This is a genomic window from Pseudomonas sp. Irchel s3b5 (assembly GCF_900187435.1).
In the GTDB taxonomy this organism is placed as follows: domain Bacteria; phylum Pseudomonadota; class Gammaproteobacteria; order Pseudomonadales; family Pseudomonadaceae; genus Aquipseudomonas.
The window spans coordinates 208,493-221,326 of record NZ_FYDY01000005.1; the positions used below are offsets into that span (position 1 = coordinate 208,493).

The 12,834-nt window shown below is 58.8% G+C and carries 13 protein-coding genes; 10 read left to right on the forward strand and 3 right to left on the reverse strand.

Annotation, left to right across the window (positions count from 1 at the left end):
• The first annotated feature begins 114 nt into the window (after positions 1–114).
• Together ftsB and ispD are read left to right on the forward strand one after the other, a co-directional pair.
• Complete coding sequence (gene ftsB / locus CKW15_RS08140; RefSeq protein ID WP_095058905.1) at positions 115–393, forward strand: cell division protein FtsB; 279 nt, start codon at positions 115–117, stop codon at positions 391–393.
• The gene (gene ispD / locus CKW15_RS08145) at positions 390–1,097 is read left to right on the forward strand and encodes a 2-C-methyl-D-erythritol 4-phosphate cytidylyltransferase (RefSeq protein ID WP_095058904.1); all 708 of its coding nucleotides are present in this window, start codon (positions 390–392) and stop codon (positions 1,095–1,097) included. The genes ftsB and ispD overlap by 4 nt, the downstream gene beginning before the upstream one ends.
• 62 nt (positions 1,098–1,159) lie before the next feature.
• On the opposite strand, the gene CKW15_RS08150 is transcribed toward ispD, so the two are convergent.
• Positions 1,160–2,056 carry a LysR substrate-binding domain-containing protein gene (locus CKW15_RS08150; RefSeq protein ID WP_095152017.1) on the reverse strand — a complete coding sequence of 299 codons (897 nt, stop codon included), beginning with the start codon at positions 2,054–2,056 and terminating at the stop codon, positions 1,160–1,162.
• Between the two features lie 107 nt (positions 2,057–2,163).
• On the opposite strand from CKW15_RS08150, the gene CKW15_RS08155 reads away from it, so the two are divergent.
• From CKW15_RS08155 to rpoS, 8 genes are all read left to right on the forward strand, one after another.
• Complete coding sequence (locus CKW15_RS08155) at positions 2,164–3,276, forward strand: S-(hydroxymethyl)glutathione dehydrogenase/class III alcohol dehydrogenase (RefSeq protein ID WP_008054058.1); 1,113 nt, start codon at positions 2,164–2,166, stop codon at positions 3,274–3,276.
• Between the two features lie 8 nt (positions 3,277–3,284).
• The gene (fghA, locus tag CKW15_RS08160; protein WP_095152018.1) at positions 3,285–4,130 is read left to right on the forward strand and encodes an S-formylglutathione hydrolase; all 846 of its coding nucleotides are present in this window, start codon (positions 3,285–3,287) and stop codon (positions 4,128–4,130) included.
• A gap of 43 nt (positions 4,131–4,173) precedes the next feature.
• Entirely contained in the window at positions 4,174–4,647 is a 474-nt protein-coding gene (gene ispF / locus CKW15_RS08165) for a 2-C-methyl-D-erythritol 2,4-cyclodiphosphate synthase (protein ID WP_038979164.1), read from the forward strand.
• Positions 4,644–5,702, forward strand: coding sequence for a tRNA pseudouridine(13) synthase TruD (truD, locus tag CKW15_RS08170; protein ID WP_095152019.1), 1,059 nt, complete (start codon positions 4,644–4,646; stop codon positions 5,700–5,702). Before ispF ends, truD begins: the two co-directional genes overlap by 4 nt.
• Positions 5,690–6,439 carry a 5'/3'-nucleotidase SurE gene (surE, locus tag CKW15_RS08175; protein ID WP_095152020.1) on the forward strand — a complete coding sequence of 250 codons (750 nt, stop codon included), beginning with the start codon at positions 5,690–5,692 and terminating at the stop codon, positions 6,437–6,439. The genes truD and surE overlap by 13 nt, the downstream gene beginning before the upstream one ends.
• A gap of 41 nt (positions 6,440–6,480) precedes the next feature.
• Positions 6,481–7,116 (forward strand): protein-L-isoaspartate(D-aspartate) O-methyltransferase, encoded by a 636-nt coding sequence (locus CKW15_RS08180; protein ID WP_177408824.1) that lies wholly within the window; start codon positions 6,481–6,483, stop codon positions 7,114–7,116.
• Positions 7,117–7,327: 211 nt separating this feature from the next.
• The gene (locus tag CKW15_RS08185; protein WP_095152021.1) at positions 7,328–8,182 is read left to right on the forward strand and encodes a peptidoglycan DD-metalloendopeptidase family protein; all 855 of its coding nucleotides are present in this window, start codon (positions 7,328–7,330) and stop codon (positions 8,180–8,182) included.
• A gap of 104 nt (positions 8,183–8,286) precedes the next feature.
• Positions 8,287–9,294, forward strand: a complete 1,008-nt coding sequence (gene rpoS, locus CKW15_RS08190) for an RNA polymerase sigma factor RpoS (protein ID WP_095058897.1) — start codon at positions 8,287–8,289, stop codon at positions 9,292–9,294.
• Between the two features lie 471 nt (positions 9,295–9,765).
• Here the strand turns inward: rpoS and fdxA are convergent, their stop codons facing one another.
• The gene (fdxA, locus tag CKW15_RS08195) at positions 9,766–10,089 is read right to left on the reverse strand and encodes a ferredoxin FdxA (protein WP_095152022.1); all 324 of its coding nucleotides are present in this window, start codon (positions 10,087–10,089) and stop codon (positions 9,766–9,768) included.
• Positions 10,090–10,231: 142 nt separating this feature from the next.
• Positions 10,232–12,811 carry a DNA mismatch repair protein MutS gene (gene mutS / locus CKW15_RS08200; protein ID WP_095058895.1) on the reverse strand — a complete coding sequence of 860 codons (2,580 nt, stop codon included), beginning with the start codon at positions 12,809–12,811 and terminating at the stop codon, positions 10,232–10,234.
• Positions 12,812–12,834: the final 23 nt, after the last annotated feature.

A 12,834-nucleotide genomic window follows, 5' to 3' on the forward strand; every position in this document is an offset into this window, starting at 1 on the left:
TTTGCCACTAATCTGATGCCTTATGAGCACAAGCCTGGTTCTTCCAGGCTTCGTGCTATCAGTAGCTTCATGTTTTGGTGTGGCTGTTTTTTTTCACTGGATACCTGATATTCGATGCGCAGTCCCAATTGGTTGTTCCTCGTCTTGCTCCTGCTGCTGGCTGGCCTGCAGTACCGCCTGTGGGTGGGAAATGGCAGTCTGGCGCAAGTGGCCGAGTTGACTCAGCAGATTGCCGATCAGCAAGCTGAGAACCAGATCTTGCTGGAACGCAATCGGGTGATGGACGCTGAAGTCAGCGAGTTGAAGAAGGGCATGGAGACCGTCGAAGAACGGGCTCGCCACGAGTTGGGCATGGTCAAGGACGGTGAAACACTTTACCAGTTAGCGCAATGAACCAGACGTTACCGGCCTTCTGGGCCGTGATTCCTGCCGCGGGCGTCGGTGCCCGTATGGCCGCGGACCGTCCCAAGCAATACTTGCAACTGGGCGGGCGCACAATTCTCGAACACAGCCTCGGCTGTTTCCTTGATCATCCTTGCCTGAAAGGCCTGGTGGTCAGTCTTGCTGTTGATGATCCTTATTGGCCGAACCTGGCGTGTGCCGGCGATACACGTATTGCGCGGGTCGAGGGCGGCTCCGAGCGGTCCGGCTCGGTGCTCAATGCGTTGTTGCATCTGCATGCGCAGGGTGCCGACGATGAGGATTGGGTACTGGTCCACGATGCCGCACGGCCGAACCTCAGTCGTGACGATCTGGACAAATTGCTGGCTGAGCTGGCTGACGATCCTGTCGGTGGACTGCTGGCGGTTCCGGCGCGGGATACCCTCAAACGGGTCGACAAGCACGGTCGTGTGGTAGAAACCGTTGATCGTAGTGTGATCTGGCAGGCCTACACACCGCAGATGTTTCGCCTTGGCGCATTGCATCGGGCATTGGCTGACAGCCTGGTGGCAGATGCCGTGGTCACCGATGAAGCCTCGGCGATGGAGTGGGCCGGCTTGGCGCCACGCCTGATCGAAGGGCGATCCGATAACCTCAAGGTGACGCGTCCTGAGGATCTTGAATGGTTGAGACAGCGTTGGGCTAATCGCCGCTAAAAGATCGATTGCGTATCACCTGAGGTCCTGTAGGAGCTGCCGCAGGCTGCGATCTTTTGATCTTAAATCCTGTACTCCGGCCTTTCAGCCAACCCCTCCTTCAAGTAATCCACCAACTTGCGCACCTTCGGTGACAGATGCCGCTGCTGCGGATACAGCGCCCACACGGCGGTATTCGGTGGTTGATGCGCCTCCAGCAGTGAAATCAACCCGCCGCTGTTCAAATGCTCCAGTACGTAATAATCCGGCAACTGACACAGCCCGACACCTTGCAGCGCCGCGTCCAGCACCGCTTGCCCACTGTTGCAACGCCAGTTTCCCTGCACCCGTTGCGAAAACTCCCGCCCGTTCTGTTCCAGCTGCCAGACGTCCGAGCTACCGATCAGGCAATTGTGCCGATTGAGTTCCGACAGACTGTGTGGCCGACCATAGCGTTCTATGTAGGAAGGGGATGCGCAGAGAAACATCCGACGCGGCGCGAGGCGTGTGGCGACCAGTCTCGAGTCCTGCAAACGGCCGAGGCGGATCGCCAGGTCCAAGCCCTCGTGCACCAGGTCGAGTTGGCGATTGGTCAGTTCGATGTCGATGCGCAGTTGCGGATACAGCCCCATGAAACGGGTCACCAGCGGCACGATGAAGCGCTCGCCGTAGGCCACGGCGCAGGTCATGCGCAGCATGCCCTTGGGTTCGCTGGTCAAGTCGCCGACTGCACGCAGCGCTTCTTCCCGGCCATCCTGCAAGCGCTGGCAATGTTGCAGGAAGGTTTGCCCGGCTTCGGTCAGCGTGACCCGGCGGGTACTGCGGTAGAGCAGACGAGTCTGCAAACGTTCTTCAAGGCGTACGATTTGTCGACTGACATGGGAGGAAGAAACCCCCAGTCGCTCCGCCGCCGCGGTGAACTGGCTGCATTCGGCAACGGCGACGAACTCGTCAATGCCTTCCCAGCGATTGTCGGACATCGATGATTATCCCTGCATGGCAATAATGTTTTGCTTTTGTCCGGATTATTCACTGTGTGGCGCTGTATTACACTCACGGTCTCGTTTTAATTCACTGGAGAGTCACCATGATCAAGTCGCGCGCCGCCGTTGCCTTCGAGGCCAAGAAGCCTCTGGAGATCGTTGAAGTCGATGTCGCCATGCCCAAGGCCGGTGAAGTGTTGTTGCGCGTGGTGGCTTCCGGTGTCTGCCATACCGATGCCTACACCCTGTCGGGCGCCGACCCGGAAGGCATCTTCCCGTCGATTCTCGGTCACGAAGGCGGGGCGATTGTCGAGGCAATTGGCGAGGGCGTGACGTCTGTTGCGGTCGGTGATCATGTAATCCCGCTGTACACCCCGGAATGCCGCCAGTGCAAATTCTGCCTGTCGGGCAAGACCAACCTGTGTCAGGCGATTCGTGCGACCCAGGGTAAAGGCCTGATGCCTGACGGCACTTCGCGTTTTTCCTACAAAGGCCAACCGATTTTCCACTACATGGGGACCTCGACGTTCTCCGAGTACACCGTGTTGCCGGAAATCTCCGTCGCCAAAATTGCCAAAGAAGCACCGCTGGAAAAAGTCTGCCTGCTGGGCTGCGGTGTCACCACCGGCATCGGTGCGGTGCTTAACACTGCCAAGGTAAAACCGGGTGACACCGTGGCCATTTTCGGCCTCGGCGGCATCGGTTTGTCCGCGGTCATCGGCGCGGTGAAAGCCAAGGCTGCGCGCATCATTGCCATCGACATCAACCCGGCCAAATTCGAGATCGCCAAGCAACTGGGTGCAACCGATTGTGTGAACCCGAAAGACTTCGATCGCCCGATCCAGGAAGTCATCGTCGACATGACCGATGGCGGCGTCGACTTTTCCTTCGAGTGCATCGGTAATGTGCAACTGATGCGCGCGGCGCTGGAATGCTGCCACAAGGGTTGGGGCGAGTCGGTCATTATCGGCGTTGCCGGTGCCGGCCAGGAAATCTCGACCCGTCCGTTCCAGCTGGTCACCGGTCGCGTCTGGCGCGGTTCGGCGTTCGGTGGCGTGCGCGGCCGTACCGAGTTGCCAAGCTATGTGGAAATGGCCGAGACCGGCGAAATCCCGCTGGATACTTTCATCACCCACACCATGGGCCTGGAAGATATCAACAAGGCGTTTGACCTGATGCACGAAGGAAAAAGCATCCGCTCCGTCATCCATTTCTGAGGTCCGCCATGAGCCTGGAAAACATCTCCTGCCAGAAAAGCTTCGGCGGCTGGCACAAACGCTACCGTCATCGGTCCGAAGTGCTCGGCTGCGACATGGTGTTCGCCGTGTACCTGCCGCCGCAAGCGGAGCAGGGTGGCACGTTGCCGGTGCTGTACTGGCTGTCCGGCCTGACCTGCACCGACGAGAACTTCATGCACAAGGCCGGTGCCCTGCGCATGGCCGCCGAACTGGGGCTGATCATCGTCGCGCCGGACACCAGCCCGCGCGGTCCTGATGTGCCGGGTGATCCGGAGGGTGCCTGGGACTTCGGTCTCGGCGCCGGTTTCTATTTGAATGCCACTCAGGAACCCTGGTCGCGGCATTATCGGATGCATGACTATGTCGTGCAGGAATTGCCGGCATTGGTCGAAGCCCATTTCCCCGCATCGGACAAGCGCGGCATCAGCGGACATTCCATGGGCGGTCACGGTGCATTGGTCTGTGCGCTGCGCAATCCGGGGCGTTATCGCTCGGTGTCGGCGCTCTCGCCGATCAACAATCCGATGGATTGCCCATGGGGGCATAAGGCTTTCTCTCGTTACCTGGGAGAAGACCGTTCGAAATGGCGTGAATGGGATGCCTGTGCGTTGATCGCCGAGGCTGACGAGAAGTTGCCGTTACTGGTCGATCAAGGCGATCGCGATGACTTCCTTGCCACCCAGCTCAAGCCGGAAGCCTTGCAACAGGCCAGCAAACTGGCCGGTTATCCGCTGACGTTGCGCCTGCAACCGGGCTACGACCACAGCTATTTCTTCATCGCCAGTTTCATCGAGGACCACTTGCGGCATCACGCGCATGCTCTAGGTGCCTAATGCAGGTAGAATCACGCCCTGACAAAAATCGGGGCGTTTTTTTATGCGTATTGGCCACGGCTATGATGTGCACCGTTTCGCTGAAGGCGATTTCATTACTCTGGGCGGCGTGCGTATCGCACACAGCTTCGGGCTGCTCGCTCATTCCGACGGTGACGTCCTGCTGCACGCCTTGAGCGATGCCTTGCTCGGCGCTGCTGCGCTGGGTGATATCGGCAAGCATTTTCCGGATACCGATCCACAATTCAAAGGCGCCGACAGCCGTGTGCTGTTGCGTCATGTCGTTGCCCTGATCCACGCCAAAGGCTGGAAGGTCGGCAACGTCGACAACACCATCGTCGCCCAGGCGCCGAAAATGGCCCCGCATATCGAATCGATGCGCGCGCTGATTGCCGCGGATCTTCAAGTTGAGTTGGATCAAGTGAACGTTAAAGCTACCACCACCGAAAAGCTCGGCTTTGTCGGTCGCGAAGAAGGCATCGCCGTGCATTCCGTTGCCTTGTTGTTGCGCGCATGAACGAACTGCAATTGCTTGGCCCCCGTGCATACGGCGAGCCCCTGGGCTGCGCGGTACTGAAAGCCATCGCGGAAGATTTTCAGGTCGATGAAGTCCTGGATATTCCGCTCAGTGGCGACGGCGAGCACCTGTGGATCTGGGTGGAAAAGCGTGGCTTGAACACGGAAGAAGCGGCACGGCGAATCGCCAAAGCGGCAGGCGTCCCCTTGCGTACCGTCAGTTATGCCGGGCTCAAGGACCGTCAGGCGTTGACGCGTCAGTGGTTCAGCGTGCAACTGCCGGGCAAGGCCGATCCGGATCTGTCGGCCGCAGAAAACGACACGCTGAAAATCCTCAAGACCAGCCGTCACAAGCGCAAGCTGCAACGCGGTGCCCACTCGGCCAACGGGTTCACTTTGCGCCTGACGCAATTCGCGGGTGACAAGGCCGCCATCGACGAACGCCTGCAGCAGATCGTTAAACAAGGCATTCCGAATTACTTCGGTACCCAGCGTTTCGGGCATGACGGCGGCAACGTGGTCGACGCCCGCGCCTGGGCCGCACGCAAGGCACTGCCGGAGCAGCGCAACGTGCGTTCGCGCCTGCTTTCCACGGCCCGCAGTTTTCTGTTCAACCAGGTGCTGGCGGCGCGGGTTGCCGATGGCACCTGGCAACGTGCCCAGGTCGGTGATTTGCTCGCGTTCACTGACAGCCGCAGTTTCTTTCCAGCCGGTGAGGCCGAGTGCAGCGACCCGCGTCTGGCGATTCTTGATCTGCACCCGACCGGGCCGCAGTGGGGCGAAGGTGACTCGCCGACCGCGGGCGCAGTCCATGAACTGGAGCAGGCAATCGCCGCGCGCGAAGCAGATTTGCGCGATTGGTTGATTAACGCCGGAATGAGCCACGAACGTCGCATCCTGCGGCTGCCCATTGGCGGGTTGACGTGGCATTATCCCGAGCCTGACATTCTGCAACTGGAATTCGTCCTGCCGGCCGGATGCTTTGCCACTGTATTAGTGCGCGAGCTTGTTGATCTGGTGCCGGTGGGGCAGACGGACAGCCCATGCGTATTCTGATTTCGAACGATGATGGGGTAACCGCACCCGGTCTTGCCGCGCTTTATGCTGCGCTGGCGGATTACACCGAATGCGTGGTTATCGCCCCGGACCAGGACAAAAGCGGCGCCAGCAGTTCGCTGACGCTCGACCGTCCGTTGCACCCGCAAACCCTTGCCAATGGCTTTATCAGCATCAATGGCACGCCCACCGATTGCGTGCACCTGGGCCTTAACGGCTTGCTGGAGCATGAAGTGGACATGGTGGTTTCCGGCATCAACCTGGGCGCGAACCTGGGGGACGATGTTTTGTATTCCGGCACGGTGGCGGCAGCCCTTGAAGGGCGTTTCCTGAAGTGTCCTTCGTTTGCTTTTTCGTTGGTCTCTCGACAGGTCGAGAATCTTCCTACAGCAGCCTATTTCGCACGCAAGCTGGTCGAGGCGCACGCCGGTCTCGACTTGCCACCGCGTACGGTGCTGAACGTGAACATTCCCAATCTGCCGCTTGACCGCATCCGCGGTATCCAACTGACCCGTCTCGGTCATCGCGCCCGCGCGGCTGCGCCGGTGAAGGTGGTAGATCCACGAGGCAAGTCCGGATACTGGATTGCGGCGGCGGGGGATGCCGAGGACGGCGGCCCGGGCACCGATTTTCATGCGGTGATGCAAGGTTATGTTTCGATCACTCCGTTGCAACTGGATCGTACCTTCAACGATGCCTTCGCAAGTCTCGAAGGCTGGCTGGAGGGGCTGCGCTAATGGGGCGTGAACAAGACGATATGCTGCGTCGCGGCATCGGAATGACTTCTCAACGCACCCGCGAACGCCTCATTCAGCGCCTGTATGAAGAAGGCATCTCCAACGCCAAGGTGCTGGAAGTCATTCGCCGTACACCGCGACACCTGTTTGTCGATGAGGCGCTGGCACACCGTGCCTACGAAGACACCGCGTTGCCGATCGGGAACAACCAGACCATCTCCCAGCCGTATATGGTGGCTCGCATGAGCGAGTTGCTGCTGGAAGCAGGGCCGCTGGACAAAGTGATGGAGATCGGCACCGGCTCGGGCTATCAAACGGCGGTGCTGTCGCAACTGGTCGAGCGGGTATTTTCGGTCGAGCGCATCAAGGTCTTGCAGGATCGGGCCAAGGAACGCCTGGTCGAACTCAACCTGCGCAACGTGGTGTTCCGCTGGGGTGATGGCTGGGAAGGCTGGCCTGCACTGGCTCCGTACAACGGCATCATCGTGACCGCCGTGGCGACAGATGTGCCACAGGCATTGCTGGATCAGCTGGCGCCAGGCGGGCGTCTGGTGATTCCGGTCGGCGCCGGTGAAGTCCAGCAATTGATGTTGATCATCCGTGAAGAGCAAGGGTTTTCCCGGCGTGTTCTGGGCAATGTGCGCTTCGTTCCACTGCTCAATGGGCCACTGGCCTGAGCATTTGTTTCAGTCCGCTGAATTCTCTTCGATTGCCTCTGTCTTACAGCGGCATCGAATGGTTAAACGGGTTGTTTTGCCAGACCGCAAACGTGTGCGCCAAGCTATTTCGCTTCATTAAGGGTAAAGCCTGCACGGCCCGTTATACTTGCGACATTTCGCGCCGGAATCCGGTATTTCACATTTTCAGCCACCACAGAGGGAGCGGCGGGTGAGTCTCACAGTCATTGCGCAGCGTATGGGTAAAACGAGCTTTCAGCGCCTGGTGACTGGCCTTGTCTTGAGCACCTTGCTGGTCGGTTGCTCCAGCAACAAATCCAGCGACGCACGTGTTGTTGACCGAAATGCCGCCGCGCAGCGCCCGGCAGTGACAACGGGGCAATACGTCGTTCGGCCAAAAGACACCCTGTTCTCCATCGCTTTTCGCTACGGCTGGGACTACAAGGCCCTCGCGGCACGAAACAACATTCCAGCGCCTTACACGATCCGGCCGGGTCAGACGATTCGCTTCGATGGGCGCACCGGTTCAACATCGACAAACGTGGCAAGTTCGTCCGGTTCATCGCCTTCGTCGTCGAGCAAAACCACGGTTGTACGTCGAGCGGCAAACGGTTCGACCACGACCACAACGACGGCTGTACCGTCCGTCGCGAGCAAACCAGCCCCCGCGCCGATGCCTCCAGCAGGCCCAGCCCCGACCGGCTGGGGATGGCCTTCTAATGGCATTCTTATTGGAAAATTCTCTTCAAACGGCAGTTTGAATAAAGGAATTGATATCGCCGGAGATTTGGGACAGCCTGTTTTAGCTGCGTCTGATGGGACGGTGGTATACGCCGGGAGTGGCTTAAGGGGCTACGGCGAATTAGTCATCATCAAACACAGCGAAACCTACGTCAGTGCCTACGGACATAACCGCAGGCTGTTGGTCCGGGAGGGGCAGCAGGTCAAGGTCGGACAGACAATTGCGGAAATGGGGTCAACGGGGACAGACCGGGTGAAACTGCATTTTGAGATTCGCCGCCAAGGTAAACCAGTAGATCCGCTGCAATTCCTGCCACGCCGTTGATCGCTACCAGCCTGTTCCGTCGCGTAGAGGGGACAGGCTCCAGCGTTGCCAAGGATAAAGGCGTCGCTTGAGCTTGAGGTCGAACTCACCAAAGGACTATAACAATGGCTCTCAGTAAAGAAGTGCCGGAGTTTGACATCGACGATGAGGTTCTCCTTATGGAGGCCGTTATCGATACGGATTCGATGTCGAATGATGAAGGGGCGGCTCCACCTTCCGTTCGCGCGAAATCCAAACACTCCGCTTCGTTGAAGCAACACAAGTACATTGACTACACGCGGGCGCTTGATGCCACGCAGCTGTATCTCAATGAAATCGGCTTTTCCCCCCTGTTATCCCCCGAAGAAGAAGTTCATTTTGCGCGCTTGTCGCAAAGTGGCGATCCGGCCGGGCGCAAACGCATGATTGAAAGCAACCTGCGGCTGGTGGTGAAAATCGCCCGGCGCTATGTCAATCGTGGCTTGTCGCTGCTCGATCTGATTGAAGAGGGCAACCTCGGCTTGATCCGGGCAGTGGAGAAGTTCGACCCCGAGCGCGGTTTCCGCTTTTCGACCTACGCGACCTGGTGGATTCGTCAGACCATCGAACGCGCAATCATGAATCAGACCCGCACCATCCGGTTGCCGATTCATGTGGTCAAAGAGCTGAACGTGTACCTGCGGGCTGCACGGGAGCTGACGCAAAAACTCGACCACGAACCCTCACCCGAAGAAATCGCCAACCTGCTGGAAAAACCGGTGGGAGAGGTCAAGCGCATGCTCGGCCTGAACGAGCGGGTATCTTCAGTCGATGTCTCGCTGGGGCCGGATTCGGATAAAACCCTGCTGGACACCCTTACCGACGACCGACCTACCGATCCATGCGAGCTGCTGCAGGACGATGACCTGTCGCAAAGCATCGATCAATGGCTCTCGGAGCTGACCGACAAGCAACGCGAGGTGGTCATTCGCCGCTTCGGCCTGCGCGGTCATGAAAGCAGTACCCTCGAAGACGTAGGCCTGGAAATTGGCCTGACCCGGGAACGGGTCAGACAGATTCAGGTGGAAGGATTGAAGCGACTACGCGAAATCCTGGAGAAAAACGGCCTGTCGAGCGAATCGCTGTTTCAATAAGGCATTCGTTGCGATGGCGTTAAAAAACCCCGACTGGCTCGGGGTTTTTATTGCCCGCTTTTTGACGAAGTCTGATTTTGGTTTTTTGTTTTGCGTTGTAAGCCCTGGCTTACTCTTGCGTAAGTGTTCGTATTTTTTAACCTGGTCAGGCGACTATTTTGAGTGGGTTGTATTTTTATCTACTTGATTTATAAGGATAAAAATAAAAGTTAACTGCATGTGGCAGTCGTCGCCGCCATTAGTAGGTCGATTGATCCAGGTGAAGAAAGCTCTAGTATTCAGCGTGTGCCGACGGACAGGCACGTCTTTCAAGGATGAGGGAAAGGGATATCGCAGGATGCGATTCATCAGGACGATGAAAAGGAACACAGGGAATAGGGAAAAAATGTGGGCGGGTCAAACCGCCCCTTTTTTTGCCTGCAGAAAAGCAAAAAGGCCCTTGTGGGGCCTTTTCAGAGAACGCGGGGGTAATCAGCGTTCGAGGTGTTCGAACTTGTCTTTCTTGCCATCCCACTCTTCGGAGTCTGGCAGTGGATCTTTGCGTTCAGTGATGTTCGGCCAGATCTCGGCCAACTCCGTGTTCAACGCAATGAAGTGTTCCATTCCAGCAGGCACTTCATCTTCGGAGAAGATGGCCACAGCCGGGCATTCAGGTTCGCACAGTGCGCAGTCGATGCACTCATCCGGGTGAATCACCAGGAAATTCGGGCCTTCGTAAAAGCAGTCCACCGGACACACTTCTACGCAGTCGGTGTACTTGCACTTGATGCAGTTGTCGGTGACGACGAAGGTCATTTCTAATTTTCTCCTCAGGCGCGGCTTGCTGCGCCCCTTCACGTAGGGGTCGCCAGGTTTGGGAGCGATAGTCTGCAGGTCAGGCTAATAGCCCACAGCATCCCAAACCGCGCGAGATTCTAACAGCTTGCAAGCGTGTGCGTTAGATCCGTGTCTTTAGTGTATAGAGCATTTCGAGAGCACGACGGGGCGTCATATCGTCCAGATCCAGCTTGGCGAGATCGTCCAGCACCGGATGCGGCAGGCTGGCGAACAGATCGCTTTGCTGCGGCGCGGCCGGTTTGCCTTTGGCTGGCTGGGGCGCTTCGTGGGGCAGGGCGGTATCTTCCAGGCGGCTCAAATGCTCACGGGCGCGCGCAATCACTTCAGTTGGCACGCCAGCCAGCTGGGCAACAGCCAGGCCGTAGCTCTGACTGGCCGGCCCCGGCAATACGTGGTGGAGGAACACGATGCGTTCGTTGTGCTCGGTGGCATTGAGATGCACGTTGGCCACCAGCGGTTGAGCCTCAGGCAACACGGTCAGTTCGAAGTAGTGGGTGGCGAACAGCGTGTAAGCGCGCAGATACGCCAGGCGTTCGGCGGCAGCCCACGCCAGGGAGAGGCCGTCGAAGGTGCTGGTGCCGCGACCGACTTCGTCCATCAGCACCAGGCTGCGCTCGGTGGCGTTGTGCAGAATGTTCGCGGTTTCGCTCATCTCGACCATGAAGGTCGATCGCCCACCGGCCAGGTCATCGCTGGAGCCGATGCGGGTGAAGATCCGGTCGACCAGCGACAGTTCGCAACTGGCGGCCGGTACAAAGCTGCCGATATGTGCCAACAACACGATCAGCGCAGTCTGGCGCATGTAGGTGGATTTACCGCCCATGTTCGGACCGGTAATGACCAGCATGCGCGTGTTGTCGTCCAGGCTCAGGTCGTTGGCCACGAACGGCGTGGTCAATACCTGCTCAACCACTGGGTGACGACCTTGACTGATGCGCATGCACGGCTCGCTGACGAAGCGCGGGCAGTTCAGGTCGAGGTTCAGCGCGCGTTCGGCCAGGTTGCTCAGCACGTCCAGCTCAGCCAGCGCGCCAGCCGTGTCTTGCAGCGGTGGAAGTTGGCTGATCAAGTCTTCGAGCAATGCCTCGTACAGCATCTTTTCGCGGGCCAGGGCACGACTCTTGGCGGACAGCGCCTTGTCTTCGAACGCCTTGAGTTCCGGGGTGATAAAGCGCTCGGCACCCTTGAGGGTCTGACGGCGGATATAGTCGGCCGGTGCTGATTCGGCCTGCTTGCTTGGCAATTCGATGAAGTAACCGTGGATGCGGTTGTAACCGACCTTCAGATGGGACAGGCCAGTGCGGGCCTTCTCCCGTGCTTCGAGGTCGATCAGGAATTGCCCGGCGTTTTCGCTGAGCGATTGCAGTTCATCGAGTTCGCTGTCGTAACCGGTCTTCAGCACGCCGCCGTCACGGATGACCGCCGGTGGATTGTCGACGATGGCTTTTTCCAGCAGCGCCGCCAGTTCCGGGTAGGTGCTGGTGGTGGTTGCCAATTGCTGGAGGTGCGGCGCCTCGAGCTCGGTCATTGCCACTTGCAGTTGTGGCAGGGCGCCGAGGGCATCTCGCAGGCGTGCAAGGTCGCGCGGACGTGCATTGCGCAGGCCGATTCGCGCGAGAATCCGCTCGATATCGCCGATTTCCTTGAGCTGGGGTTGCAGTTGCTCGAAGCGATAGCGGTCGAGCAGGCACGTGATCGAGGTCTGACGAGCCAGCAGAACGGTCAAGTCTCGCAGTGGGCGATTCAACCAGCGGGTCAGCAGGCGGCTGCCCATGGCCGTCTGGCAACGATCAACCACCGATTGCAGCGTGTTGTCGCGACCGCCCGCCAGGTTGGTATCGAGTTCCAGGTTACGACGGCTGGCGCCGTCCAGCACCACCGTATCGTCCAGGCGTTCATGGCGCAGGCTGCGCAAGTGCGGCAGGGCGGTGCGCTGGGTTTCCTTCGCATAAGCCAGCAGGCAACCGGCGGCACCGATGGCCAGGGTCAGGTTTTCGCAGCCAAAACCTTTGAGGTCCTGGGTGGAGAATTGCTGACAAAGACTTTTCAGCGCCGAATCGCGCTCAAAATCCCACGGCGCACGGCGACGAACCCCACGGCGTTTTTCCGCTGGTAGATCCTTCGGCCAATCGTCCGGGATCAACAACTCAACCGGGTTGACCCGCTCCAGCTCTGCCAGCAGGTTTTCCCAGCCCTTGATTTCCAGCACGCTGAAGTTGCCGCTGGTGATGTCCAGCACTGCCAGACCGAACAGGCGCTCATCGCCCAGTACCGCGGCGATCAGGTTGTCCCGGCGTTCATCCAGCAGCGCTTCGTCACTCACTGTCCCCGGTGTGATGATCCGCACGACCTGCCGCTCGACCGGCCCTTTACTGGTGGCCGGGTCGCCGACTTGTTCGCAGATCACCACCGACTCACCGAGCTTCACCAGTTTCGCCAGGTAGCCTTCGGCGGCGTGATAAGGAATCCCGCACATCGGAATCGCCTGACCTGCCGACTGCCCACGGGCGGTCAGGGTGATGTCCAGCAACTTGGCGGCCTTCTTCGCGTCCTCGTAGAAGATCTCGTAGAAGTCACCCATGCGGTAGAACATCAGCTGGTCCGGGTGCTGGTTCTTCAGGCGCCAGTACTGCTGCATCATCGGGGTGTGGGAGGACAGGTCGGAGAGGGCTTTATTCATTGGTAATCTGGAAAACTCGTTGA

Bases quoted from the DNA above. Each gene is read 5' to 3' on its own strand.
- mutS (WP_095058895.1), bottom strand. From the start codon at position 12,811: ATGAATAAAGCCCTCTCCGACCTGTCCTCCCACACCCCGATGATGCAG.
- rpoS (WP_095058897.1), top strand. From the start codon at position 8,287: ATGGCTCTCAGTAAAGAAGTGCCGGAGTTTGACATCGACGATGAGGTT.
- surE (WP_095152020.1), top strand. From the start codon at position 5,690: ATGCGTATTCTGATTTCGAACGATGATGGGGTAACCGCACCCGGTCTT.
- fghA (WP_095152018.1), top strand. From the start codon at position 3,285: ATGAGCCTGGAAAACATCTCCTGCCAGAAAAGCTTCGGCGGCTGGCAC.
- truD (WP_095152019.1), top strand. From the start codon at position 4,644: ATGAACGAACTGCAATTGCTTGGCCCCCGTGCATACGGCGAGCCCCTG.
- CKW15_RS08155 (WP_008054058.1), top strand. From the start codon at position 2,164: ATGATCAAGTCGCGCGCCGCCGTTGCCTTCGAGGCCAAGAAGCCTCTG.
- ispD (WP_095058904.1), top strand. From the start codon at position 390: ATGAACCAGACGTTACCGGCCTTCTGGGCCGTGATTCCTGCCGCGGGC.
- ispF (WP_038979164.1), top strand. From the start codon at position 4,174: ATGCGTATTGGCCACGGCTATGATGTGCACCGTTTCGCTGAAGGCGAT.
- ftsB (WP_095058905.1), top strand. From the start codon at position 115: ATGCGCAGTCCCAATTGGTTGTTCCTCGTCTTGCTCCTGCTGCTGGCT.
- CKW15_RS08150 (WP_095152017.1), bottom strand. From the start codon at position 2,056: ATGTCCGACAATCGCTGGGAAGGCATTGACGAGTTCGTCGCCGTTGCC.
- CKW15_RS08180 (WP_177408824.1), top strand. From the start codon at position 6,481: ATGACTTCTCAACGCACCCGCGAACGCCTCATTCAGCGCCTGTATGAA.
- fdxA (WP_095152022.1), bottom strand. From the start codon at position 10,089: ATGACCTTCGTCGTCACCGACAACTGCATCAAGTGCAAGTACACCGAC.